Genomic DNA, 21,256 nt, shown 5'->3' with positions numbered 1-21,256 from the left:
GCAGTGGGACACGGCGCGACGAGACGCCCTTGGCCAATCGCCGGACCCGTCGAACACGGCCTGAACCTCGTCAGCTCGCCGATTCTCGCCCGCTGCGGCTGGGCGCCCTTCTACGATCCGGTGCATGGATCCCGAACCACTGGAACGGATCACCGCGCGGCGCGGACTTCAAGTTGGCGGAGGCTCATGGAAGTCCACTTCCGTACCGTGCCCCAGGTGCGGCCACGCATTCCCTGGGCCCTCCAGGGCCGCTGCGAGGTGTTCCGCCGCCACGACTACAGAGCGCCGCTCCGGGCAAGGGTGCCCGTCGAGCGGGGAGCGCGACACCTCGCTGTCCTGACCTCACCGGTGTTGTGAGCCGCCGGGCAGGCGAACCGAGCGCATGGGCCGCCGGGGCGAGAGCCATGTCCTCCCGCAGTCGGCGGTTCTCCCGCCTCAAGGCGGCTGGCCAGTTCCCCGCGTCAAAGTGGATCAAGGCCACTCAAGTGAAAAGACAACAGCTTCTTCAGCGCCTCGTCACAGGAGGCCGACGCAGAGGCCATGTGATCGTCTCTGCAGAAAAGCGGCGAACGATCTCGGGTAGCTGACGCCGGCGGATGGCCGCGAGGACCAGGTTAGAGGCGAAGCACGACCACGGCTGTGTCATCGGTGGAAATGCTCAGCACGCTCAGTTCTTGAGCGAGGTCTTCCGCCTGGTTGTGGTGGTGAAGGGTTAGATGGTCGGAGAGGCGTTGGATGCCTTGGTCGATGTCTTCGCCGCGGCGTTCGATCAGGCCGTCGGTGTAGAGGACGAGAATAGCGCCCTCCTCGTATGTGATCGTGGCTTGGGGGCGCGGGGTGTGTTCCGGGCTGGCGCCCAATGGGGGATCTGTTGCCTGATCGAGGAACTGGACGAAGCCGTTCGGGTGTACCAGGGCGGGAGGAGGATGCCCTGCACTGCTATAGGTGATGCGGTGTTCGCGCCAGGCGATGACCGTTTGCACTGCGGTGGTGGACAGGGCGCCCTTGAGAGAGCGTGTGTACAGATCCAGGCCGTCGAGCGCTGATGCTGGCCCGTCTGCCACGCGCATAACGGCGGTGAGAGCGCTTCGCAACTGCCCCATGACACCGGCTGCTTCCAGGCCGTGGCCTACGACGTCACCGACGGCCACGGCATAGGTGCTGTTGGGGAGTTCTATGACGTCATACCAGTCCCCGCAGACGTTGAGTGTGTCTACGGCGGGGTAGTACCGCACTGCCGCTTTGTGGTGGCTCAGTGGCTGTGGGACGGGCAGCATTGCTTCCTGCAAAGCGAGGGCTACTTGGCGTTCACGGGCGTTGGCCAGACGGAGCCGTTCGTTGACCTGCTGCAACTCCCGGGAGCGGGCGTAGAGTTCGATTTCCATCTGGCGGCGTTGGTGGGCGGCCGTCGACTGGCCGTGAGGATGGACGAGTCCGGTGATCTCCTCAAGACGGTGCAGGATGAGTCGTACGTCTCCGTTGATGTCTACGACGGGGGCGTTGATCAGGCTCCAGTACCGCTCCATGAATACGCCGGACCGTTGCGTGTCCTCTACGTCATGGCGGTGCGGGCTCACAATGTCCTGCGTGCGGGTTTCCAGTACGCGCTGCAGTGAATCTCTCAGCTCTCGCAGACCTCCGCCCTGGGGGTCGTTCGGATTGTCGGGATAGGCGTCGAAGACGGCCTGGCCGATGAGCTGGCCGCGGCTGCGACTGACCAATTCTTGGTAGGAGGCGTTCGCGTCCAGAATGATGAAGTCGGGGGAGAGCACCAGCATCGCACTGGGCGACGCTTGGAAGACGGCTCCGTAATCGATCCATGGCTGTGTCACGGCGTTCCCCAAGCACAAGGTCGCGACTTGCTCTGCTCGTGTTTCTCAGTATGTGCGGGGCCCGGTACGCCGTGCTCGACAGTAGAACTTGCACGGGCAACCCCTTCCCATGTCCGGGAGGACGGGGCATCGGTCAAGGACCGGCAGTCCATCTGGTCACCATTCTGCGGTGTCTGCGTTGTCTGTGGGGGTATGGCTGCTGCATCACTGGCTCGGCATGGTCGCTTTCCGACGTGGCCTGTATGACCGTGGTCGATTCCGGCGAGGTGTTTCTGCTCAGCCGAGTAGCTCGGCGGAGGCGGTTACCACCGGGCGGGGAACTTCGTGGCCGTGACCGTGCTCGATGTAGTCGACGTGATAGCCGTCGTCTTCGAGGGCGGGGACGATGCGATGGCTGGTGTGGGAGACGGGCAGAATCGGGTCGCGTTGGCCGTGGGAGACGAAGACGGTGGGGCGGCCGTCTTTGCGGCCGGGTGGGATGCGGCTGGGGGAGTAGGCCAGGACGCGGGTGAACAGGTCGCCGTTGGCCAAGCCCAGTCCCAGGGCGTAGGAGGCGCCGTCCGAGAACCCTGCGACGGCGATGCGGTCCCTGTCCACGCGGAAGTGTTCGACGACGGTGGCCATGGCGTGTTGGAGGCCCATGGCGTCGGGGCCGAAGTGCCCGTCGAGGAGGACGTCCCAGGTGGCCCCGTATGAGGTGGGGGCAAGGAGCAGGACCTTGCGCTGTTGGGCCTCGGGCTGGAGCAACGAGAGCATGTCGCCTGGTCCGCCGCCGGCCCCGTGGAAGGCGACCAGCAAGGGTACGGGCCAGTGGGGGAGCCGGTCGGGGACATAGAGCAGGGCCGGGGCGGACGGTGTTTTCATCTCGTGCAGGCCGGCGTCGAGCGGTGCGTATAGGGGTGGGGCCGGTGGGACTTCGAGGGCGCCCCTTGCGAGGTGGTGGCGTGAGGTGCAGATGAGCACGGTTTCCTCCGTGAGGGATAAAGCACTGCGCAGGACGGTGATTATCGGACCTGGCAGGACAGGGTGGTGCGCCGCCGAGGGAGGAGAGCCGCAGTTACTGCGAGGTAGGGGCGGTGCTGATGCGCCGCCATTGATCTCTCCTCTGTCGACGGGCCTAAGCAGCCTTCAGACGAACATCAGCGTCAGCCAGGAAGAGGGCTGATGGGTTGAAGCAAGCACTGTGCGCGAAGGCTCGCTCATGATTACAGGATCCTACAATAATGGTGACATCTGTTTCGTGTGCACGGTTGTGAGGTCGGATACGCGGCCCCCTCGCACGCTGTGGGCGGAGGCAGGACTTGAAGGCGCAGGTCATAGGTATGCACCCATTTGGTGCAAGTGGGATCTCATGGCGTGCAGACGGCCGCACCCGAAGAGAAGCCTTGCTCCTCTCAGGCCCCTACATTCTTGAAGCGTTATGCTCTGAGGTAGGCGATTCGGAGAGGCAGGCCAACGGTCATGGCATCGATCAGGAAGGCTTCCACGGAGGGCACGCGCGTTGTCCCCGAGAACACGCTCAGCTTCCACCTCAAGCGTGCGGAGCAGGCGATCGTCACACGCAAAGCCCACGGGGTGCGTGATCTGGACCTGACCGAACCGCAGTGCAAGGTTCTTGGCTACCTCACCGGCGGCGCAGCCAAGTCCTGCACCCAACTTTCCCGGGAGGCTCTGGTCACTTCCCAGACCATGACCGGCATCGTGAAGAACCTCGAAGCCAAGGGACTGGTCGAACGGCACCCCTCGCCGGTCCATGGCCGTGTGATGCTGGTCTCCCTCACTCCGGCCGGCGTCGATCGGGCCGCCGCTGCCAAGAGCTTCTCCGAAGGCATCGAGCACGGTTTGCGCGAGGCCATGTCTGAGTCGGACTACACACAGCTGGTCAAGCTCCTCGGCCGCGTTGCGGACCTTGCACGGGAAACCCGGACCCCCGGCACCGAGTAGCGCGCCGCCGCGGCGTACGCGGTGACAGGGCCGAGATCGACTCTCGGGCCCTGTCCGGGAACCGAGGACCTGGCGGACACACGGTTCGCCCTGAGGCTGGTGCTCTGACACACCTCTGGTACCGCAATCACAGTTATGGGGTATGACCTCAGCGCCTCGGCGTTTGTAGTGGCTGGCGAGTTTGTCGTACCTCGTGGCGACCGGGCGGTGGCGCTTGAGCCGGTTGATCCCACACTCCACCGCCTGCCGCTGCTTGTGGCCGTCCCTGTCGAACTTGGGCGGACGGCAGCCTCGGGAGCCGAGCTTCTGACGGTTGCGGAGCTGGTCCGCCTTCTCCGGAATGGTGCACTTCACGCCGGTCGGCGCAGGCGGATGCGGTTCGCACGGGAACAGTACGCCCTGTCCGCGCGGACTCTGTCCGGCTTCGTGCAGGGGCGGCCGGGTCCGGTTCGCGGTACCCGGATGCCGTCGAGGACCGGCTGGAACCGGGGACTGTCGTGCCTCTGGCCGGCGGCGACGAGCAGAACAGCGGCTTCTGTCCCTGCTCAACCGTCAGGCAGAGCTTGGTGGTCAGCCCGCCGCGCGAGCGCCCGGGGCCGTCGTCCGGCTCGGTGTCGATGCCTCCGCGAGACTTCTTTGGGGGATCCCCCTTTTTTGCGCGCCCCGGCCGCGTGCTGATGAGCGCGGGCGATGGCGGAGACCACGCTCACGCCCCACGTGATCATGCCTTTCGCATCGGCCCCGGCCTGTAGTTGCTCGAAGATCCGCTTCCCGGTGCCGTCACGTTGCCGCCGCCGGAACAGGTCGTAGGCATGGTCCTGCGGCCCATACCGTTCTGGCAGGTCACGCCACGGCGCCCGCCGGTCCGAGTCCGTCACCGTATGCCATCGATCAGCTGTCGACGTGCGTGCCTGTAACGCCAGAGCCTCGGCGGAGTTCGCCCGCCGCGTCCAGGGTTCCATCACAGCTCAGCGTCATCGGCCGGCAGCGGTTCCGGGTTCGGACCACGAACACGACCACACAGGTCCTGACGGCACTTTCGGTGACCATTCAGGTGCAATGAGTAGCGAGGCCGGGTCGCTCAGGCATTCGGAGGTGAGGTTGCGATTGAGGAGCTGCCGCCGATGACTTAGGGTCCTTCAATAAGGAGTGGCTCATCGATGGAATAGTGTCCTTGTTAGGAATCGTTCACATATTCAGTGAAGGAACCTTCATGGAGGGAGGTTCCTCGGTTGGGGGTCAGGTGACCACCCCAGGTCTTGCCACCTGACCGACCCACCGATCGCCATACATCACGAAGGAAAGACACCATGGGAATGTCCGGACGCACGGCCCTTGTGACAGGGGCGACCGCAGGGATCGGCCGCGTTGTGGCCATGCAGCTGGCGCGTGAGGGTGCGCATGTCGTTGTGCACGGCCGCGACGCCGAGCGGGGCGCCACAGTCGTCAAGGAGATCCAAGCCGTCGGCGGCACCGCTCAGTTCGTCCAAGCCGACCTCGCCGATGCCGAGGACGTCCAGCGCCTGGCCGATGTGGCAGGCGACGTCGACGTCCTCGTCAACAACGCCGGCATCTACAAGTTCCTACCGACCAAGGACATGAGCGCCGACCTGTTCGACCTGCACATGGACCTCAACACCAAGGCGCCCTACCTGCTGGTCCGGGCGCTTGCGCCCGGTATGGCCGAGCGTGGCCACGGCTCCATCGTGAACATCAGCACTCTCGCCGCCGCGGTCCCCACCGCCGGTACCGGCATGTACGCAGCATCCAAGGCGGCCCTGGAGCAACTCACCCAGGTCTGGGCAGCCGAGTACGCCAAGGACGGCGTGCGCGTCAACACCGTCGCTCCCGGACCCACCCGCACCCCCGGAACTGACGCCATGGACCCTGCCACCCTCCAGGCCGTCGCCGACACCACGGCCATGCGCCGCATCGCCGAGCCGGAGGAAGTCGCCGAAGCGGTGGTCTTCCTCGCCTCCGACCGGGCCAGCTACATCACCGGCGCCCTCCTGGAGGTGGCCGGCGGCCGCCCCGCCATCGGCGGCTGACCCATCCAAACCCCTCTGCCCGGGGCGGGATGAGGAAACCGCCGCCCCGCCCCGGGCTACCGCCCTCGCCCCCTGCGATCAAAGAGAAGGCCATCACTGTGCCCCTGGCACTCCTCGCCTTGGCCATCAGCGCCTTCGGTATAGGCACCACTGAATTCGCCATCATGGGTCTGCTGCCGAACGTCGCGAGCGACCTGCACACCAGCATTCCGACTGCTGGCAACCTGGTCTCCACTTACGCCCTCGGCGTCGTCGTCGGAGCCCCGCTGCTTGCCGTCATCGGCGTCCGCATGCCGCGCAAGCACCTGCTCATCTTGCTGATGAGCATCTTCGTCGCCGGCAACCTGCTGTCCGCACTGTCGCCGAACTTCCCCTGGGCCTTGGCCGGGCGGTTCATCTCCGGCCTGCCTCACGGCGCGTTCTTCGGGGCCGGCTCCGTCGTCGCAGCCCACCTTGCTCCCAAGGGTCGCGAGGGCAGAGCGATCGCCACGATTCTGCTCGGCCTGACCGTAGCCAACGTCGTTGGGGTCCCCGCCTCCACGCTGCTCGGCCAGGACCTCGGATGGCGCACCACCTTCCTCCTCGTGACCGCCATCGGAGTCCTCGCCATCATCAGCCTCGCCCTACTCGTCCCCTACGAACCCGTCGAACCCCAACAAAGCCTGCGTCGTGAACTCAGAGCGCTGCGCAAGCAGCAGGTCCTACTGGGCCTGGCCACAGCGGTCTTTGGTTTCGGTGCTGTCTTCGCCACGTATGCGTATCTGTCCTCGATCACCACCCAGGTGATGGGACTGGGCGAATCCTCCGTGATGTGGGTCCTGGCCCTGGCAGGCGTCGGCATGACCATAGGCGTGGCCGTCGCCGGGCCGCTCACCGACCGGGCCGCCCGCCCCACCGCCTACGCCGGGCTCGGCGGCCTGGCCGCTGCCCTGATCGCCTTTTACTTCACTGCGCACATCCTCTGGATCGCCCTGCCCATGGTCGTCGTTGTCAGCGCCCTGGGCTTCCTCATGACGGCACCGATCCAGACCATGGTCATTAGAGCCGCCGGCGACGCCCCCACACTGTCCGCCGCCTCCAACCACTCCGCCTTCAACCTCGCCAACGCCGGCGGCGTCTGGCTCGCCGGCGCCGCGGTCGCGGCGGGCTGGGGATGGATGTCCACCGCCCTCGTCGGTGCCGTCCTCGCTCTGATCGGCCTCGGTATCGCCGTCACAGCCGGAGGCATGGACCACAACCACGCACTTCCACGAGCCCTGCCTGGCCAAGGAACCACTCAGGCTTGCACAGGGCAAGACACACCCGCCATCTGAAGGTGACACCGTGGCCACCGAACCCACCTCATCCACCATCCGGCAGGCCCCCGGCTCCGGAACAACCCTTTGCGGTACCACCGATCTGCCCGTAAGCCCCACCGAGCCACCCGCCACGCAGCTTTTCGTAGGCGGGACCTCAGCCGTTCCCAGGGCGCGCACGTTTGTCTCGCAGACGCTACGAGGTTGGGGCATCACGGAGCGAACCGACGATGTGCTCTTGTGCACCACCGAACTGGCAGCCAACGCCTGCCTTCACACGGAGCCCAATACCGGGGAGTTCTTGGTGCGAGTAGTTCTGCACCACAGCACCCTCCGTGTTGAGGTGCACGACCGAGATCCCCACCGCCCCCATGTCACACCGAAGGGAGGAGAGGGAGTCACGGGCCGCGGTCTTCTGCTCGTCCAGCGCATCGCGGACCGGTGCGGAACCGACCCCAAGCCGTTCAACGGCAAAGCCGTATGGGCTGACTTCGCTGTCTAAGAGGATGTCTCATGTGGTGAGTTTCGCGAGCTTCTTGTAGCAGGTGAGGGCGGCTGCGAGGCCGAGGAAGGCGAGGAAGTGGGAGCCTTTTCGCTCGTACCGGACGGTGAGCCGGCGGTAGCCGAACAGCCAGGCGATCGACCGCTCGATCTTCCAGCGGTGCCGTCCGAGCCTCTCGCCCGATTCGATCCCGGGACGTGCGATGCGCGGGACGAGTCCTCGCTCTCGTAGCCAGGTGAGGTGTTCCGCGGAGAAGTACGCCTTGTCCGCACGGAGTTTGACAGGTCGGCGCCGCCGCGGCCCGCGGCGGGAGCGGACCGCGGGTATGCCGCGGATCAGCGGCTTGAGGGCCAGGCTGTCATGGGTGTTCGCACCGGACACCGCGACGGCCAGAGGGATGCCCTGGGCCTCGGACAGTACGTGCAGCTTGCTGCCCTTCTTGCCGCGATCGACCGGGTTCGGCCCGGTCAGCGTGCCCCCTTTTTGGCCCGGACGGAGGCGCCATCGACAATTGCCGAGGCCCAGTCCAGCCCGCCCCGCGCACCGAGTTCGTCCAGGACCGCCCGGTGGAGCCGACGCCACAGCCCCGCCCGGCTCCACACGGTGAACCGGCGATGCGCCGTCGCGGGTGAGACGCCGAACGTGTCCGGCAGATGCCGCCAGGCACACCCACTGGTCAACACGTACACGACCGCCGTGAACACGGCTCGCTCATCACACGGAGCCGTCCCGCCGCCTTACGGACGGGACTTGAACAACGGCAGCAACGGAGCGACCAGTTCCCACAGACCGTCAGGAACCAGTCGCTGCGACAGATCGACACCCACAAGCAGCAATGATGCCCCAGATCACGGCACCACCACGTGAGACATCTTCTAACTGATCATTTCAGAATGATTTGAGTGCACGTATCGCATGACGATGTCGTACCGCAACGATCAAGAATCGTTACGAGCCACCGGACTCCACGAGTTCAACCTCAGTAAAGTTCGACATGCCTGATGCGGTTCACTTGCTGAGTTCCCAGAAGCGGAACACGGTGGAGGCGTCCAGGCAATACTCGATGCCGTGAACATTGTCGCGGAGTACCGCGTACTGCTTGCCCTGCCAGACGGGCAGTACGGGGACCTGCTCGGCAACCAGGTTCTGAATTCTGCCGAATTCCTGGACGGTGGCCGCGCGGTCGCTCTGCGCGGCGGTGGCCGGAAGCAGTTCGCCGGTGATGGTGTGGTTGGAGTAGTTGTTGCTCAGGACGTTGCCGTCGCCGAAGAGGGGGGCTGTGAAGTTGTCGGCATCGGGGTAGTCGGGCACCCAGCCCTTGACGTAGACGCCGTATTTCCCGTCGGCTATGTCCTTCTCGTACCGGGAGAACGAAACGGACCGGACATCGGCCTGGAAGAGTCCGCTGGCGTTGAGCTGGGCGGCGATCGCCTTGAGTTCCTGGTCGGTGGCGGGGCCGTAGCGGGTCGGGGTCGACCAGAGCGTCAGTTTGACCTTGTCCCGGATGCCGTCGGCACTGAGCGCTGCAGCGGCCTTGGCCTTGGACGGGTTGGTCCCGTAAGTGTCGGCGAAGGCGGTGTTGTGACCAACGATTCCGGCCGGGATGATCGAGTAAAGGGGGATCGCGGTGTCCTGGTAGATTTGATTGATGAGCGACTCCCGGTTCAGCAGGTAGGCGATCGCCTTGCGTACGCCGAGTTTTCCGGCTACCGGATCATCCATGTTGAAGACCAGGTGCTGGACCTCGGCGCTGCTGCCCTCGACGACGTCGATGCCCTGCATCTGGCCGTGCTGCTGGATGTCGGCGATGTCGTGAACGCTCAGACCTCGGTAGGCGATGTCGACCCCGCCGTCGGTCACGGCCTGCTTCAGCGCGCTCCGGTTGCCGTGGAAGAATTTCAGTGTGACACCGGAGTTCCTGACCTTGGCGGTTCCCTTGTAGTTCTCGTTGACCGAGAACACGGCCTCGTCCTTGCCGAAGGAATCGAGCTTGTAAGGCCCGGAGCCGACCGCCCTGTCGTCCTTGCGCAGCTGGTTCCCGTTGTACTGTTGACGGTCCACGATGGATCCGGCGCCGGAGGCCAGCTTGCTCGGGAAGGTCGCGTCGGGGGTCTTGAGATGGAAGACCACGGTCTTGTCGTTCGGCGTCTGGACTGTACCGAGAGTGGAGAACATCACCGCCGGGCCGGCCGCGTCATCGATCGCAAGCAGCCGGTCGAAGGAGAATTTGACGTCTTCCGCGGTGAGCTGGTCGCCGTTGCTGAACTTCAAGTCGTCTTTGAGGGTGCATTGGTAGACGGTGGTCTGCGAGTCCATGAAGGAACACTCCTTGGCCGCCTCTGGCTTCGGGACGGTCGCACCGTTGGGAAAGCTGAGCAGCGACTGGAACACATTGTTGAACAACAACCACGAGCCCGGGTCATATCCGGAAGCCGGGTCGGTGGCCAGGACGTCGTCGGACATGCCGACGACCAAGTGCGGGCCTTCGTTCATCCATCCGCCGAGACCGGATCCACAACCGGTCAACGCGACGGTGGCGATTCCCGTCAACACCGGCAGCAGCGTCAACTGGCTACGCTTGTTCACTGCGCATTACTCACTTTCGGTTTTGGCTGTAGGAGGGTAACTATCCAGGGGCGAATTAGTCGGCTCGTGCGGGTGCCAGGCTTTCGGCGGGAGCGTCACCGGGTTTAGGTCGTCCGTGGTGGGGATGTTCTTGCCGTCATCACAGGTTTTCCGGTACGTCCACGTCCTCGTAGACGACCGGGTTCAACCCGTCCCCGGAGCCGCCGGACAGCGCCTCCGCGAACCCTGGGTGCGCCTCGGGGGATCCGGGCTGCGCAGGATCGTCACCCTGGCCCAGGGGGATATGGTCCTGTGTCCACGGCATCCCGGTGCCGGGTGGCAGACCGCTGTCGGCCTGGCACGAGCCCGGCCCGCCGCCGTGGCTCCCCCATACCCGTCGGTTGCGAACGGGTCTCCGGCGACACCCGCTGCACCGGCGGCGAGCCGCGCCGGCCAGGCGGGCACTTCTGCCACGGGCGGCGAAGAGGCAGGGGCGGCAATCTGAGGCCGATGCCTGGGCGGCAGAGCCGGCACGGCAGAAGAACCCGCCCCCTTCAAAGCGTTCTCCCGCGTTACGCCCGGTTCGATGTGGAAACCGCCGCTCTCCCGGGGCAGCAAAGGAATCTCCGCATCCCGCAGTACCTTCTCCTCCGCAGTACCGTTCCGGTACTTGGGCTTGGGGAGATGGTGCATCCGCTGCCGGGCCTTCGCCTCCGGCTCAGGCGCGTCTCTCCTCGTCAGTGTTGTCAGTACGTTGGTCGGGACCAGAGGGAGTGAGCCGTCCTGCGGGAAGTACAGAGCCTGGATCCAGGCCGCGGACTGGTCGCGGTCGCCGGTACCAGTGGGCTGATCCAAGAAGTCCTCCATCACGTAAACCCGAACCGGGACCAAGTCTCTTCAAGACGGCCACCAGAGCGGGCGGCGCCCCGGCAAGGGGCAGCGGCCACAGAACTGCCCCGGCCTTCCCCAGCCTTCGTCACCACCCCCCGGCACTCCCTCCGAGGACTCAGCCGAAGAAGCACAGCCTCTTTTCTGCACACACAACGCGCCACATGATCCAACGGTTCACTTCAAAACCGCCGGTTGATGTCCGAGCCGGGCCGGTCCCGGAACACAGAGATACGGGACCTGTTCCCGAGTGGTGGACAGGTCTCCTCAACGTCGTGAGCTGCACGACCCCGAGCTGCTCACCCGTTACCGGACGGCGATGGACGCCGTCGGCCGGATGGTGCCGAGCCTGCCGTTCATCGACGCCGTCCCGGTCGACGGCGGCCTGCGGGCGCGGCTGACCACCGCCCGCGCCGTGCTGGACGTCGGCGAGGACATGGTGACGCTGTCCGCCGCCAGCACCGCGTACGAGGTTGCGCGCGAGGCGGAGGCGGTGCTCCGACCGCTGGTTGACGGCCGCACCATGGACCTGGCCGCGCTCGCCGACACGGCCGGCCTCGCTCTGAAGGACGTCGTCGGGCTGGTTCTTCAGGAGCTCGTTGCCGGGCAGGCCGCCGTGGTGGGGAGCCTGCTGTGACAGCACAGCTCGTGCTGGGCACCTACCGGTGCCGGGCGATCCCGGAGGCGGCTGCCCGCGCGGCCGCCTCCGGCGCACAATGGATCGACACCGCCCCCAACTACGCCACCGGCCGCGCCCAGACCCCGCTCACCCCGGCCTTGGCCGCTCAGCTGTCCTTGCGGATCTCCACGAAGGCCGGTTACTTCACCGCGGCCACCGGCGCCGAAGCCGTGAACGCCGGTGTCCTCACTGAGGACCAGGCCGTCACCGGGCACAGCCTCACTCCGGAGTACGTGCGCCGGCAGATCCACCGCAATCGCATACAACGCTTGCGGGGGCGCTGGAGAAGACGGCAGTGGCCGCCACCGACCGCGTCGCCGTACGGCCGCAGTACATGGACCGGTCCATCCCCGAGTTCCTGGGCATCCCAGCCCCCGCCGTGACCTCCTGGACCACCGCCCACGGCGACCTGCACTGGGCGAACCTCACCGAACCCCTGCGCATCCTGGACTGGGAAGGCTGGGGCTAGGCTTCGCAAGGATTCGACGCCGCCGCGCTCTACGCTCACACGCTCCTCCAGCCGGACACCGCCGCCCGCGTCCGCGACGCCTTCCCCATCCTGGGCAGTCCAGCCGGCCTCGCCGCCGAAGCGACCGTATGCACCCAACTGCTCCAGACCGTGAGCCGCGGCGACAACCTCATTCTCACCGACCCGCTCCGGAACTGGTCCGAGGAACTGCGTCGCCGCTGATCTGCCAGTTTTGGCAAACTCTGCGGGTACCCGGTGCTTGGGCTCCTCGACGCTGCCTTGGTCGGGCTGGGCGTACGGGTCCTCGATGTGGGGGACAGGCACGGGCGCCGCCGCCGCAGTCGCATGTGAGCGGGGAGCGAAGGTGACGGCGGTGTGTCCCTGTGCGGTCGGCTCGGGACGCGGTGACGGCGTCGCCGTCGTTCCGTTTCCCCGAGCTGCCGACCCGAACCGGACGTGCGTGTTTCCGCGGATCCGGCTCTCCACCCGTGTCCTGCCCTGCGGTCAGCCGGTACCGGCTGCCGTGTCGATGGTCCACGGAGCCGGGATCCGTGCTCCGCGGTAGCGATTGTCAGGGCCTCAGGAGGTGGTTGCCGGGTGCGGGTCGCCCAGGTACGGGAACCGGTCCAGGGTGTCGGTGTGCGGGGTCAGACCGGTGGGGGGCGCCTCGTTCTTGGTGAGGAACGCGACGCGGATGTCGATGACGTCTTCGGTGAATGTCCGGCCATTGGGGTACGCGGCAGGCTTGGAGGGGTCGAAGCGCAGGACGTCCGGCAGGAGGCCGTGCTCGTCGAGCGCTGTGATCGCCTCTTCGCGCGTGTAGCTGCCGGTGTGGCCCAGCAGGTGGACGAACTGGTCCGTCCACCTGGCCCGGTCGTTGACCGGCTCGCTGGCGTTGTACTCCTCCTTTGTGTCATCGGTGTTGAAGAAGCTGCTCACCGATGGGTGCCCGGCCCGGTCCGCGTGGATGAGTTCGCCGTCGCGCAGGACGCTGCACCGGCCCCAGATGTGGAGCTCGGGCCTGGGGGCCAGCTCCGCGGTCGGCAGTTCGATGGCCATGGAGAAGACGTTGGCCGTGGTGTTGGAATCGACCCCGGTCCACGGGGACTTTCCGCCCAGATGCGGTGCGGTGAAATTCCGTTTGCCGCTGGTGTCGAACAGGTTCTTGATGCCGTCGAAGTCGAAGAAGAAGGCATCACTGCGGCTGCCAGCCGCCACCTTGCAGTCGCCGCTGCCGACCACGTTGGCCTGCGGGCCGAAGGAGACGGCTGCGTCCGACACGATCTTGGTGCCGACTGCCTCGGGCGTGCGGGAATCAGCACCGGTTGCCTTGAAGACGTTGTAGGTCTGCGAGCCGTCGGCTTCCGGCGGGCTGAAGACCCAACTGAAGGCGATGTCGGTCAGGTAGTCGCCGTCGTTGTCGATGTTGAGCCGGTATACGGCGTCGGGGTGGAGGGCATCGGCGTTCGGGTTGGCGTTGAGGATGAGGACGGTCCTGCTCGGATCGCCAGGGGCCTGGAAGGCGTAAAGATCGCAGAGATCGAGGCGCTGGTCGCCGAGCGGCGGTCCAAGGCTGAGGCCGGTGAAATGGTTGGACATGTCGGGCGACTCCTCTGCTCGCTCGCTGAGGGACCGCCAGAGCGTCACGGCCGTTCCGCGGGATGGTCCAGTGCCTGGGCGGTTGTGAGTCACGCTAGCCCACCGCACCAGTCCGACCGCCTCTCGGGAAAAGAGTCTCCGTCAAAGAACCCTCGAATGGGCCACAGACATGCGCAGCAATGCCGCCGAAACATCTGCCAACGGCCATTTGGTTCTCCCCGTAGTGGGGAGCTTGTCATGGCTGCCGTCACTCATGGGCGGTCGCTGACCACGCCCGACCTGCCCTCGTCCGAAGAGGTCGAAGCCGCCCGCACGCGCGTCGGCGGCTGGAAGCGCGACCAGCTCGCCGCCTGGGGCGTCTCGTGGCCTCCGCCCAAGGGTGGCGACGCTCGTGGTCACGTTCGTGATCAGATGCACCGTGTCGGCCTTGCGGGTCTCGGTGAGATGGACCTTGTAGCCGTTCCACATCGTGTCGCGTTTGACGCTGCGGCGAGCCTCGGCGTCATACGGGGTGACCAGGCGCTTCGCCCCCGGTGGGCGGTCTTTTGGGTCCCGCCGCTCCACCTCGCCCTCCACCAGATGGAAGTGCTGTACCCACACCTGCCGCAGGGTCGCCACCTGTGGCAGCACCCGCAGCGCCGCGGGCGCGTCGCCCCGCGCTGGGCGGTGGCGGTGGTGTCGGCGATGCGCAGCAGGTAGCTCGCGACGGTCTCTCTGGTTCGTGACGGCGTCGTGCACTGTCGCATCACCCGGAGGTGGGGAGCGGTGTACGACGCTTCTCGTCGCCCTGTCGTGCACGTCGTAGTTGTCGTCGAAGGCGCGTGGTTCATGAGCCGCCGGGCCCGAGTCTTCAAGGCCCTCGACCAGCTCGCCGCCAACGGCGAGGAGGTCACCGTCTCCGCGGTCGCCCGCGCGGCCGGCGTCCACCGCAGCCCGATTCACCGCCACGGCGACCTGCACGCGGCCGTCCTGGCCCGCGCAGCCGAACCGCCGCCCGGCGCTACCACCGGGCCCAGGTCAGCCGCCAGTCGCTGCCGGCCGACGTCGCGAACCGCACGGCCCGCAACGGCCGTCTCTCCGCGCACATCACCCGGCTCGAACGACGCCTGTCCGAAGCGCTCGGACAGGCCGTCTGGGAAGCCTTCGGGCTCAGTGCCCCCGCCGATGTCGAAAAACTTACCCGCCGGATCGGCGAGTTGGAGCAGCGGATCCTCGAACTCCGCTCCGAACTCGCCGGCGCGACGAGGACCTCGCCGCCGCACGCGCCGCGAACCGGGACTTGATGGCTCAGCTGAACCGCTGACGGGGTGGTTCCGGAATACGCATGCCAGAGACCTGCCTTCTGCCAGCGGCAGAACACCGGCCCGACCGGGCTCGGCGATCACTACAGTCCAGGTTCATGACGACGGTTACAACGCGCACGGTCGAATATGCGGCCGACGGCCTGACGATGATCGGGCACCTCGCGCTCCCGGCCGGTGTCGACCGCCGGCCCGCGGTCCTGGTCGGGCCCGAGGGGATGGGGCTCAGCGACGTCGAGCGCCGCCGGGCCGATGCGCTCGCCGAGCTGGGCTACGTGGCGCTGGCCTTCGACCTCCACGGAGGGCGCTATTTGGGCGACCCCGAGGAGATGCTGGCCCGTTGCATGCCGCTGCTCGCCGACCCGGACCGGATGCGAGGCATCGGCCACGCGGCGCTCGACGTGCTCCGCGGCGAACCGCGGACCGACCCCAACCGGATCGCCGCCGTCGGCTACGGCACTGGGGGCGCAATCGCGCTGGAACTCGGGCGCGACGGCGTCAACCTGCGCGCGATCGGGACAGTCAACGCACTGACCACGGGCCGACCGGGCGAGACGGCGCGCATTCGCTGCCCGGTGTGGGCCGGGGTCGGGTCGGAAGACCCGATCATGCCGCCCGCGCAACGGGACGCGTTCACCGCCGAGATGCAGGCCGCAGGCGTCGACTGGCGCCTCGTGGTCTACGGCGGCGCCTTGCACGCCTTCCACCACCCACCGGTCGGCCACACTGTGCTCCCCGGCGTCGGCTACCACCCATGGCACGCGCAGCGAGCTTGGCGTGACGTCGTCGACCTGCTTGCCGAGTGCCTGCCCATAACGGAGTGATCTGGTCGGCAACCGCGATTCCGGACCGCAAACCAAGCCGGTCGACCGTCACCACTTACCAAGCTCGGCCACCCACCGCCGGTGCTTACCTCGGTCGCTTGTGGACGAGGTGTTGGCGGAGACGGGTCGAGGGCAGCAGCGGAACCGGCTGCTGCCGTCCCGGCTGGTGGTCTACTTCGTGTTGGTGATGTGCCTGTCCTCCGGGCAGAGCCATGAGTGGGTGGTTCGTAGCCATATAGGGCATTTCGGCGTCGCCTGATGGTGTGGACGGAGGCGGAACGTGGCGGTGCGTTGCCGGTGGCCTGCTGGGATCGGTGGGGTGAGTGAACGCAAGCCGTACCAGGGCAACTTGACGGACGAGCAGTAGGCGTTGATCGAGCCGGTGCTCACGGCCTGGAAGAACCGGCACCGTTCCGTCAGCGGCCACCAGGGCCGCGCTCCCCGATGCGCGAGACTGGTACTGGTGGGCTGTCGGCGAGGTGTCTGCTGCGCAGGTCCTTCTCCGACGGCCCCCAGCCCAAACGACGCATGCGACTTTCACCGCACGTCGCTTTCCAGTGACTGCTCCGTGATCATTGAGGACGGCTGTGGATGTCCGCATGGCAGGCTTCGCAGGCCACAAGGGTCTTGCGGCGCCGCTTGGCCATGAGGGCGGCCCAATCGGGCCGATTCGTCGCGGGCTTCTTCGTCGGCCTGCGCTTCCGCACGGCCGCACTGCTCGGCGCGGTCCTCTTCCGCTGGTCCCTGCGATCGGTCAGCCGTCTCGATCTGCCGGCAGGGGTCTCCATCGGAGTCACCCTCCACCTCCGCTACGGCCAGCGGCGGTGACGTTCACGGAGCCATGCGGAGTCGCAGCGGTAGGTGAGTTCGTCCAGGTAGACGATGTGCTGTTTGCCGGGACGCCGGACGATGAGCCGTTCACGGGACAGGGCGAGGTCGGTGAGCCGTCGTGCGCGGCCTTGGCCGCGGTTCAGGCGGTCGAAGTGATCGCTCGGGTGACGGCCGTGATCGCCGGGGCGGGGTGGCCGGGGAGGCGTGCCACGAGCACCCGGCGGATCTCGGGGGGCGCGCCGTCGACGCGTAGCAAGCTCACCCCGGGCGGTAGCACCGGTGAGAGCCGGGACGGCACCGTCGTCACGCCGAAGCCGCCGGCGACCAGCTGGAGCTTCGTCAACCAGTCACGCGCGGAATGGATGATGCGAGGCCGTCCGGGCAGGCCGGGCCAGACGCCGAGCAGTGGCTCAGAGCTGGATGACGGGGTGGCGATCCACGCGGCGTCGACCAGTTCGTCGACGTGCACCGTGGCGCGTCCGGCGAACTCTCCGGTCGAGGGCACTGCCACGACCAGTTCGGTGTCCGCGGCGGTCTCGACGTGCAGGCGCGGCGAGTCACCGTCGAAGGGCCGGTGGGGTGGGCGGGACGTCAGCACGGCGAGGTCGAGCGAGCCCGCGCGCAGCGCCCGGATCAAGGTGGGCGTGGTGCCCTCGCTGGTGGTGACCGTGATCTGCGGGTCGGCCGCCGCGAGGTGTGCGAGTGCGGCGGGCAGGATCACCACACCCGCGCTCGGGACTACTCCGAGCCGCACCAGTTCGGTCCGCGGGACGGTGCCGGCGAGCTCACGCTCGGCCGCTGCGAGCGAGGCCAGGATTGTGTGGGCGTGCCGCAGCAGGGTCAAGCCGGAAGGAGTGAGCCGTACCCCGTCTGGGCGGCGTTCGAACAGAGGGGTCTCGGCGCTGCGTTCGAGGGCGGCGGCCTGGCGTGAGACGGCCGACTGCGTGTAGCCGAGTCGGGCAGCTGCCGCGGTGAAGCTGCCGGACTCAGCGATCTGCCGCAGGACCCGCAGTCCCGTGCTGGAGATGTCCATGCGGTGTACGCATACCACAAATGCTAGATCATCGCTTCCCGAATGCCCGTGCAGCTCCTAGCGTCGATCCCACGAGCACGGACGAACACGGAGGTCATCACGTGCGAGCAGCAGTTCTGACGCAGTTCGGCGCCCCGCTCACGGTGCGGGAGGTGCCCGACCCCGAGGCCGGAGGCGGTGAGGTGGTGGTCGAGGTCCTCGCCGCCAGCGTGGCGCCCTACGCGGCCGAAGTCTTCGATGGCAAGCGGAACTACCCCCTTGTCCCTCCTGTCGTGCCCGGTGTCGGCGGCGTGGGGCGGATCATCCACGTCGGCCCGGACGCCACCCGGCTGCGCATCGGCGACCTGGTGTGGTGCGACTCGACGGTGCGCTCGCGGGACGACGCCCTGACGCCCGACATCACGCTCCAGGGCTGGAGCTCGCGCGGCGAGGGCGGCGCGCGGCTCGCCCGGTACCTGCCCGACGGTTCGTTCGCCGAGTTCATGCGGGTCCCGACGGAGAACGTCTTCCCGCTGCCCACCGTGGCAGGGGACGATCCGGCCCGCTGGGCCGCACTCACCGTGCACGCCATCTCCTACGGCGGGCTGCTGGCAGGCGGGCTCGCAGCCGGCGAGACGCTGCTCGTCAGCGGGGCCACCGGCAACTCGGCAGCAGCGCGGTCGCGGTCGCGCTCGCGATGGGAGCGGGCCGCGTGGTCGCCCCGGGCCGTAACCAGGCCGCGCTCGACCTCCTCGCCGACCGGTTCGGGCCGCGGCTGCGCCCGGTCCCGCTGACCGGAGACGAGGCCACCGACCGCGCGACGATGTCCGCGGCGGCCGACGGCCCGATCGACATGGTGATCGACTTGCTCCCGCCGAGCGCACCCAGCTCGGCGTCGCGCGCGGGGGCCATGACCGTGCGCGAGTACGGTCGCGTCGTCCTCATGGGCGGCGTCGGCATGCTCGGTGGCGACGACCTCGCACTCCCGTACCCATGGATCATGCGCAACTCGATCACCGTGCGCGGGCAGTGGATGTACCCGCGCACAGCCAATGTCGGCATCATCCGGCTCCTCGCCTCGGGCACTCTGGATCTCGCCCCCGAACGAGTCCGGTCGTTGGGCCTCGGTGCTGTCAACGACGCCATCGCGTACGCCGCCGCGCACGGTGGCCCGTTCGACCGCACCAGCCTCACCCCATCGGGTGGCTGACAAGGCCCACTGATCCCCACCACCCGCACGACTGAGCTGCCCCGAGTTTCGTAGAGTCCGATCTTGGTGGTTCAGGCGGACTGCGGGACTTGCTCCTGGCTCCGCCAGAAGTCGTGTTCGTATTCGCCGGGCGGTACGTGGTCGGGTGCGGAGTGGAGGCGTTCTTCGTTGTACCACGTGATCCACTGGAAGATCACCCGTTCGACCTGGTCGACGTCCTTCCAGGGACCTTGCATCTCGATCAGCTCGGCCTTGAAGGTGCCGTTCAGAGCCTCGGCCATGGCGTTGTCATAGCTGTCCGCGACCGCGACCGAGCCGCCGGACGCGCAGGCACCGATGCCGGTGAGCCGGTCGACTATGCCGAATTGACACCTATTGCGACCCGCGGTCGCTGTGCTGAAAGAGGCCGGAGTTCTTCTTGATCCTCCGTCTCCACAGCGCCATCTCCGGTGCGGCCAGGGGGAGTTCAGTGCGCATGTGGTTCGCGGCCTGCCAGCCGACGATCATCCGCGAGTACACGTCCAGGACGAACGCCACGTACGCCCAGCCGGACCAGGGTGCGGACACAAGTCATGTCCGCCACCCGCAGTTGGTCCGGCCGGGAGGCGGTGAAGTCGCGGTCGACCAGGTCCGGCGGCCGAGGCGCCGACGGCTCGGGAACGGTGGTGCCCCGGCTGCGTCGCGCACTCGTCTCGGTGCCGTTGCCGAGGGCGTCGGACGGCCGGATCGTGCTGGCAGCGGACGTCTCGCCGACCGCCCGCACAGCACCTCTTGCGGGGGCGTCGACGTGACGAACCCAGCGGTGTGGTGATGGAGAAGCGAGTCCCGTCGAAGCAGCCGCCGTACTCGGCGACCAGACGCTCGTGTATGGCCCTCAGCTGCGGGGAGCGGGAAGAGTAGCTCGACGATGGAGACCTGCAGCCGCACGCCGAGGACGTCGCGGGCGGGCCCGGCGTACAGGTCGAGATGGCGGTACGAGCCGATGTCGGTGTCCTGGATCTGCGGAAGCTGACCCTAGGGCTGGACATCCTCACCTATGCGCTGGGCCCCGAGGGCGGTCACCGGTGATGGAACCGCAGCGGAACGGGAGGCCGGGCGCGAGTCGCGCAAATTCACGAAGTTGTCCAGCTCGCGGGTTCCAACCGATCCATACCTTCAGGGTAACGATCCTGTTCGAAACAGTCATGGCTCCCTGGCCTCTGGAGTGGTCAATTGGAACTCGCAGGTCACCGAGGTGAGGCACTCCGGCGTCGTCGGTGGACGACAGCCTGGACGCCTCCCCGAACGAGCACGCACAAGACGCAGTTCCGTATATGGAGAAGGCATGGCTAAGATTCCTACGGCGGCGGGGAGTATCGACTCCTCCTAGCTCGGAGTATGGACCGATTCGGGGTCGATGCATTCCTGCCATTTGAGCAGCGCGTATCGACCATCGTGGAACTTGTTCGCCGAGGGTATGCCGAGAGCGTCGTCGTCTCGCACGACGCATCCTGCTACATCGACTTCTTCGAGGCCGGTGACTTCGGAGACAGGTGGAACTATCGGCACATCAGTGAGGACGTTCTCCCCGCACTGCGCGCGGCGGGCGTTTCCGAGGACGACATAGACACGATCCTCGTCAAGAACCCGATTCGTTATTTCGAGTAACCATGAGCAGGAACACGATGCGAGCCATCACCCAGGACGCCTTGGGGGAGCCGGACGTCCTCCAAGAGGTCGAACTCGAACGTCCGGAACCCGGCGTCGGTCAGATCCTGGTAGCCGTCCATGCTGCCGGGGTCAACCCCACCGACTGGAAGCACCGCAGATACGGCATCTTTCTCGGAAAGCCCCCGTTCACGCTCGGCTGGGACGTGTCCGGTGTTGTCGAAGCGGTGGGCGTCGGCGTCTCGCTCTTCGAACCGGGCGACGAGGTGTTCGGTATGCTGCCCTACCCGTATGGGGGCGGTTCGCACGCCGAGTACGTCACCGGTCCCGCCCGTGCCTTCGCGCCCAAGCCCGCAGCACTGAACCACATTGAGGCGGGCGCGCTTCCGCTGGTGGCGCTTACCGCCTGGCAGACTCTCGTCGACACTGCCCGGGTGCAGCCGGGGCAACGGGTCCTGGTGCATGCGGCGGCCGGCGGCGTGGGACATGTCGCCGTACAGATCGCCAAGGCACGGGGTGCGTACGTCATCGGTACGGCTTCCGCTGCTAAGCATGCTTTTGTGCGGGGGCTGGGGGCGGATGAGGTTATCGACTACCACACCGCCGACTT

21 protein-coding genes and 5 pseudogenes are annotated in these 21,256 nt (G+C 67.0%); 14 read left to right on the top strand and 12 right to left on the bottom strand.

What is annotated here, in order from left to right:
• Positions 1-614: 614 nt before the first annotated feature.
• Entirely contained in the window at positions 615-1,832 is a 1,218-nt protein-coding gene (locus ACFC09_RS42625; protein WP_376537953.1) for a PP2C family protein-serine/threonine phosphatase, read from the bottom strand.
• 276 nt (positions 1,833-2,108) lie between these two features.
• Positions 2,109-2,696, bottom strand: coding sequence for an alpha/beta hydrolase (locus ACFC09_RS42620; RefSeq protein WP_376537951.1), 588 nt, complete (start codon positions 2,694-2,696; stop codon positions 2,109-2,111).
• A gap of 597 nt (positions 2,697-3,293) precedes the next feature.
• Here ACFC09_RS42620 and ACFC09_RS42615 point away from each other — a divergent pair.
• Positions 3,294-3,776, top strand: coding sequence for a MarR family winged helix-turn-helix transcriptional regulator (locus ACFC09_RS42615; protein WP_376537949.1), 483 nt, complete (start codon positions 3,294-3,296; stop codon positions 3,774-3,776).
• Between the two features lie 174 nt (positions 3,777-3,950).
• Here ACFC09_RS42615 and ACFC09_RS42610 read toward each other — a convergent pair.
• A pseudogene (locus ACFC09_RS42610) lies at positions 3,951-4,734 on the bottom strand (IS5 family transposase); the annotation flags it as partial.
• Positions 4,735-5,086: 352 nt separating this feature from the next.
• Between ACFC09_RS42610 and ACFC09_RS42605 the strand changes: the two are divergent.
• From ACFC09_RS42605 to ACFC09_RS42595, 3 genes are all read left to right on the top strand, one after another.
• Complete coding sequence (locus tag ACFC09_RS42605; protein ID WP_376537947.1) at positions 5,087-5,824, top strand: SDR family NAD(P)-dependent oxidoreductase; 738 nt, start codon at positions 5,087-5,089, stop codon at positions 5,822-5,824.
• A gap of 98 nt (positions 5,825-5,922) precedes the next feature.
• Positions 5,923-7,137: an MFS transporter gene (locus ACFC09_RS42600; RefSeq protein ID WP_376537945.1), complete on the top strand. Its 1,215-nt coding sequence runs from the start codon at positions 5,923-5,925 to the stop codon at positions 7,135-7,137.
• A gap of 10 nt (positions 7,138-7,147) precedes the next feature.
• Positions 7,148-7,621, top strand: a complete 474-nt coding sequence (locus ACFC09_RS42595; RefSeq protein WP_376537943.1) for an ATP-binding protein — start codon at positions 7,148-7,150, stop codon at positions 7,619-7,621.
• Between the two features lie 9 nt (positions 7,622-7,630).
• Here ACFC09_RS42595 and ACFC09_RS42590 read toward each other — a convergent pair.
• The 3 genes and pseudogenes from ACFC09_RS42590 to ACFC09_RS42580 all read right to left on the bottom strand — a co-directional run bounded on the left by ACFC09_RS42590 (position 7,631) and on the right by ACFC09_RS42580 (position 10,511).
• Positions 7,631-8,448, bottom strand: a pseudogene (locus tag ACFC09_RS42590) (IS5 family transposase).
• Positions 8,449-8,629: 181 nt separating this feature from the next.
• Positions 8,630-10,207, bottom strand: a complete 1,578-nt coding sequence (locus ACFC09_RS42585) for an ABC transporter substrate-binding protein (protein ID WP_376537941.1) — start codon at positions 10,205-10,207, stop codon at positions 8,630-8,632.
• Between the two features lie 139 nt (positions 10,208-10,346).
• Complete coding sequence (locus ACFC09_RS42580; protein ID WP_376537939.1) at positions 10,347-10,511, bottom strand: hypothetical protein; 165 nt, start codon at positions 10,509-10,511, stop codon at positions 10,347-10,349.
• A gap of 816 nt (positions 10,512-11,327) precedes the next feature.
• Here ACFC09_RS42580 and ACFC09_RS42575 point away from each other — a divergent pair.
• Both ACFC09_RS42575 and ACFC09_RS42570 read left to right on the top strand, forming a co-directional pair.
• Positions 11,328-11,711: a winged helix domain-containing protein gene (locus ACFC09_RS42575; protein WP_376537937.1), complete on the top strand. Its 384-nt coding sequence runs from the start codon at positions 11,328-11,330 to the stop codon at positions 11,709-11,711.
• 337 nt (positions 11,712-12,048) lie between these two features.
• On the top strand, positions 12,049-12,222 hold the full coding sequence (locus tag ACFC09_RS42570) for a hypothetical protein (RefSeq protein ID WP_376537935.1): 174 nt from the start codon (positions 12,049-12,051) through the stop codon (positions 12,220-12,222).
• Between the two features lie 579 nt (positions 12,223-12,801).
• On the opposite strand, the gene ACFC09_RS42565 is transcribed toward ACFC09_RS42570, so the two are convergent.
• Positions 12,802-13,821 carry a DUF4331 family protein gene (locus ACFC09_RS42565; protein ID WP_376537933.1) on the bottom strand — a complete coding sequence of 340 codons (1,020 nt, stop codon included), beginning with the start codon at positions 13,819-13,821 and terminating at the stop codon, positions 12,802-12,804.
• Between the two features lie 375 nt (positions 13,822-14,196).
• Positions 14,197-14,469: pseudogene (locus ACFC09_RS42560) on the bottom strand (IS5/IS1182 family transposase); the annotation flags it as partial.
• A gap of 751 nt (positions 14,470-15,220) precedes the next feature.
• Between ACFC09_RS42560 and ACFC09_RS42555 the strand changes: the two are divergent.
• From ACFC09_RS42555 to ACFC09_RS42545, 3 genes and pseudogenes are all read left to right on the top strand, one after another.
• A complete protein-coding gene (locus ACFC09_RS42555) occupies positions 15,221-15,946 on the top strand; it encodes a dienelactone hydrolase family protein (protein WP_376537931.1) in 726 nt (241 codons plus the stop codon).
• Position 15,947: 1 nt separating this feature from the next.
• Positions 15,948-16,205 (top strand): transposase domain-containing protein, encoded by a 258-nt coding sequence (locus tag ACFC09_RS42550; protein WP_376537981.1) that lies wholly within the window; start codon positions 15,948-15,950, stop codon positions 16,203-16,205.
• 60 nt (positions 16,206-16,265) lie between these two features.
• A pseudogene (locus tag ACFC09_RS42545) lies at positions 16,266-16,382 on the top strand (IS5/IS1182 family transposase); the annotation flags it as partial.
• 136 nt (positions 16,383-16,518) lie between these two features.
• Here ACFC09_RS42545 and ACFC09_RS42540 read toward each other — a convergent pair.
• Positions 16,519-16,593 carry a hypothetical protein gene (locus ACFC09_RS42540; protein ID WP_376537979.1) on the bottom strand — a complete coding sequence of 25 codons (75 nt, stop codon included), beginning with the start codon at positions 16,591-16,593 and terminating at the stop codon, positions 16,519-16,521.
• Between ACFC09_RS42540 and ACFC09_RS42535 the strand changes: the two genes are divergently transcribed.
• Entirely contained in the window at positions 16,592-16,774 is a 183-nt protein-coding gene (locus tag ACFC09_RS42535; RefSeq protein WP_376537983.1) for a hypothetical protein, read from the top strand. The two genes, ACFC09_RS42540 and ACFC09_RS42535, sit on opposite strands and share 2 nt — an antisense overlap.
• Before the next feature lie 142 nt (positions 16,775-16,916).
• Here the strand turns inward: ACFC09_RS42535 and ACFC09_RS42530 are convergent, their stop codons facing one another.
• Positions 16,917-17,810, bottom strand: coding sequence for a LysR family transcriptional regulator (locus tag ACFC09_RS42530; RefSeq protein ID WP_376537929.1), 894 nt, complete (start codon positions 17,808-17,810; stop codon positions 16,917-16,919).
• Positions 17,811-17,911: 101 nt separating this feature from the next.
• Between ACFC09_RS42530 and ACFC09_RS42525 the strand changes: the two are divergent.
• A pseudogene (locus ACFC09_RS42525) lies at positions 17,912-18,999 on the top strand (alcohol dehydrogenase catalytic domain-containing protein).
• Positions 19,000-19,070: 71 nt separating this feature from the next.
• Here the strand turns inward: ACFC09_RS42525 and ACFC09_RS42520 are convergent.
• Positions 19,071-19,280 (bottom strand): integrase core domain-containing protein, encoded by a 210-nt coding sequence (locus ACFC09_RS42520; protein WP_376537927.1) that lies wholly within the window; start codon positions 19,278-19,280, stop codon positions 19,071-19,073.
• Between the two features lie 91 nt (positions 19,281-19,371).
• Complete coding sequence (locus ACFC09_RS42515; protein WP_376537925.1) at positions 19,372-19,566, bottom strand: DDE-type integrase/transposase/recombinase; 195 nt, start codon at positions 19,564-19,566, stop codon at positions 19,372-19,374.
• 5 nt (positions 19,567-19,571) lie between these two features.
• Here ACFC09_RS42515 and ACFC09_RS42510 point away from each other — a divergent pair, with 5 nt between their 5' ends.
• From ACFC09_RS42510 to ACFC09_RS42500, 3 genes are all read left to right on the top strand, one after another.
• Entirely contained in the window at positions 19,572-19,790 is a 219-nt protein-coding gene (locus ACFC09_RS42510; RefSeq protein WP_376537923.1) for a hypothetical protein, read from the top strand.
• A 586-nt stretch (positions 19,791-20,376) separates the two neighbouring features.
• Entirely contained in the window at positions 20,377-20,646 is a 270-nt protein-coding gene (locus ACFC09_RS42505; RefSeq protein WP_376537921.1) for a hypothetical protein, read from the top strand.
• A 2-nt stretch (positions 20,647-20,648) separates the two neighbouring features.
• Positions 20,649-21,256, top strand: a 608-nt coding sequence (locus ACFC09_RS42500) for an NADP-dependent oxidoreductase (RefSeq protein WP_376537919.1), incomplete at its 3' end; no start/stop codon positions are given.

Origin of the sequence: Streptomyces sp. NPDC056161 (assembly GCF_042268025.1) — a bacterium.
In the GTDB taxonomy this organism is placed as follows: Bacteria; Actinomycetota; Actinomycetes; order Streptomycetales; family Streptomycetaceae; genus Streptomyces.
The sequence above is the reverse complement of the archived record's forward strand: the minus strand, read 5'-3'. Positions and strand labels throughout refer to the sequence as shown.

Bases quoted from the DNA above. Each gene is read 5' to 3' on its own strand.
- ACFC09_RS42620 (WP_376537951.1), bottom strand. From the start codon at position 2,696: ATGAAAACACCGTCCGCCCCGGCCCTGCTCTATGTCCCCGACCGGCTC.
- ACFC09_RS42615 (WP_376537949.1), top strand. From the start codon at position 3,294: ATGGCATCGATCAGGAAGGCTTCCACGGAGGGCACGCGCGTTGTCCCC.
- ACFC09_RS42605 (WP_376537947.1), top strand. From the start codon at position 5,087: ATGGGAATGTCCGGACGCACGGCCCTTGTGACAGGGGCGACCGCAGGG.
- ACFC09_RS42580 (WP_376537939.1), bottom strand. From the start codon at position 10,511: ATGCCGTGGACACAGGACCATATCCCCCTGGGCCAGGGTGACGATCCT.
- ACFC09_RS42565 (WP_376537933.1), bottom strand. From the start codon at position 13,821: ATGTCCAACCATTTCACCGGCCTCAGCCTTGGACCGCCGCTCGGCGAC.
- ACFC09_RS42555 (WP_376537931.1), top strand. From the start codon at position 15,221: ATGACGACGGTTACAACGCGCACGGTCGAATATGCGGCCGACGGCCTG.
- ACFC09_RS42535 (WP_376537983.1), top strand. From the start codon at position 16,592: ATGAGGGCGGCCCAATCGGGCCGATTCGTCGCGGGCTTCTTCGTCGGC.
- ACFC09_RS42530 (WP_376537929.1), bottom strand. From the start codon at position 17,810: ATGGACATCTCCAGCACGGGACTGCGGGTCCTGCGGCAGATCGCTGAG.
- ACFC09_RS42520 (WP_376537927.1), bottom strand. From the start codon at position 19,280: ATGGCCGAGGCTCTGAACGGCACCTTCAAGGCCGAGCTGATCGAGATG.
- ACFC09_RS42510 (WP_376537923.1), top strand. From the start codon at position 19,572: ATGTCCGCCACCCGCAGTTGGTCCGGCCGGGAGGCGGTGAAGTCGCGG.
- ACFC09_RS42505 (WP_376537921.1), top strand. From the start codon at position 20,377: ATGGACCGATTCGGGGTCGATGCATTCCTGCCATTTGAGCAGCGCGTA.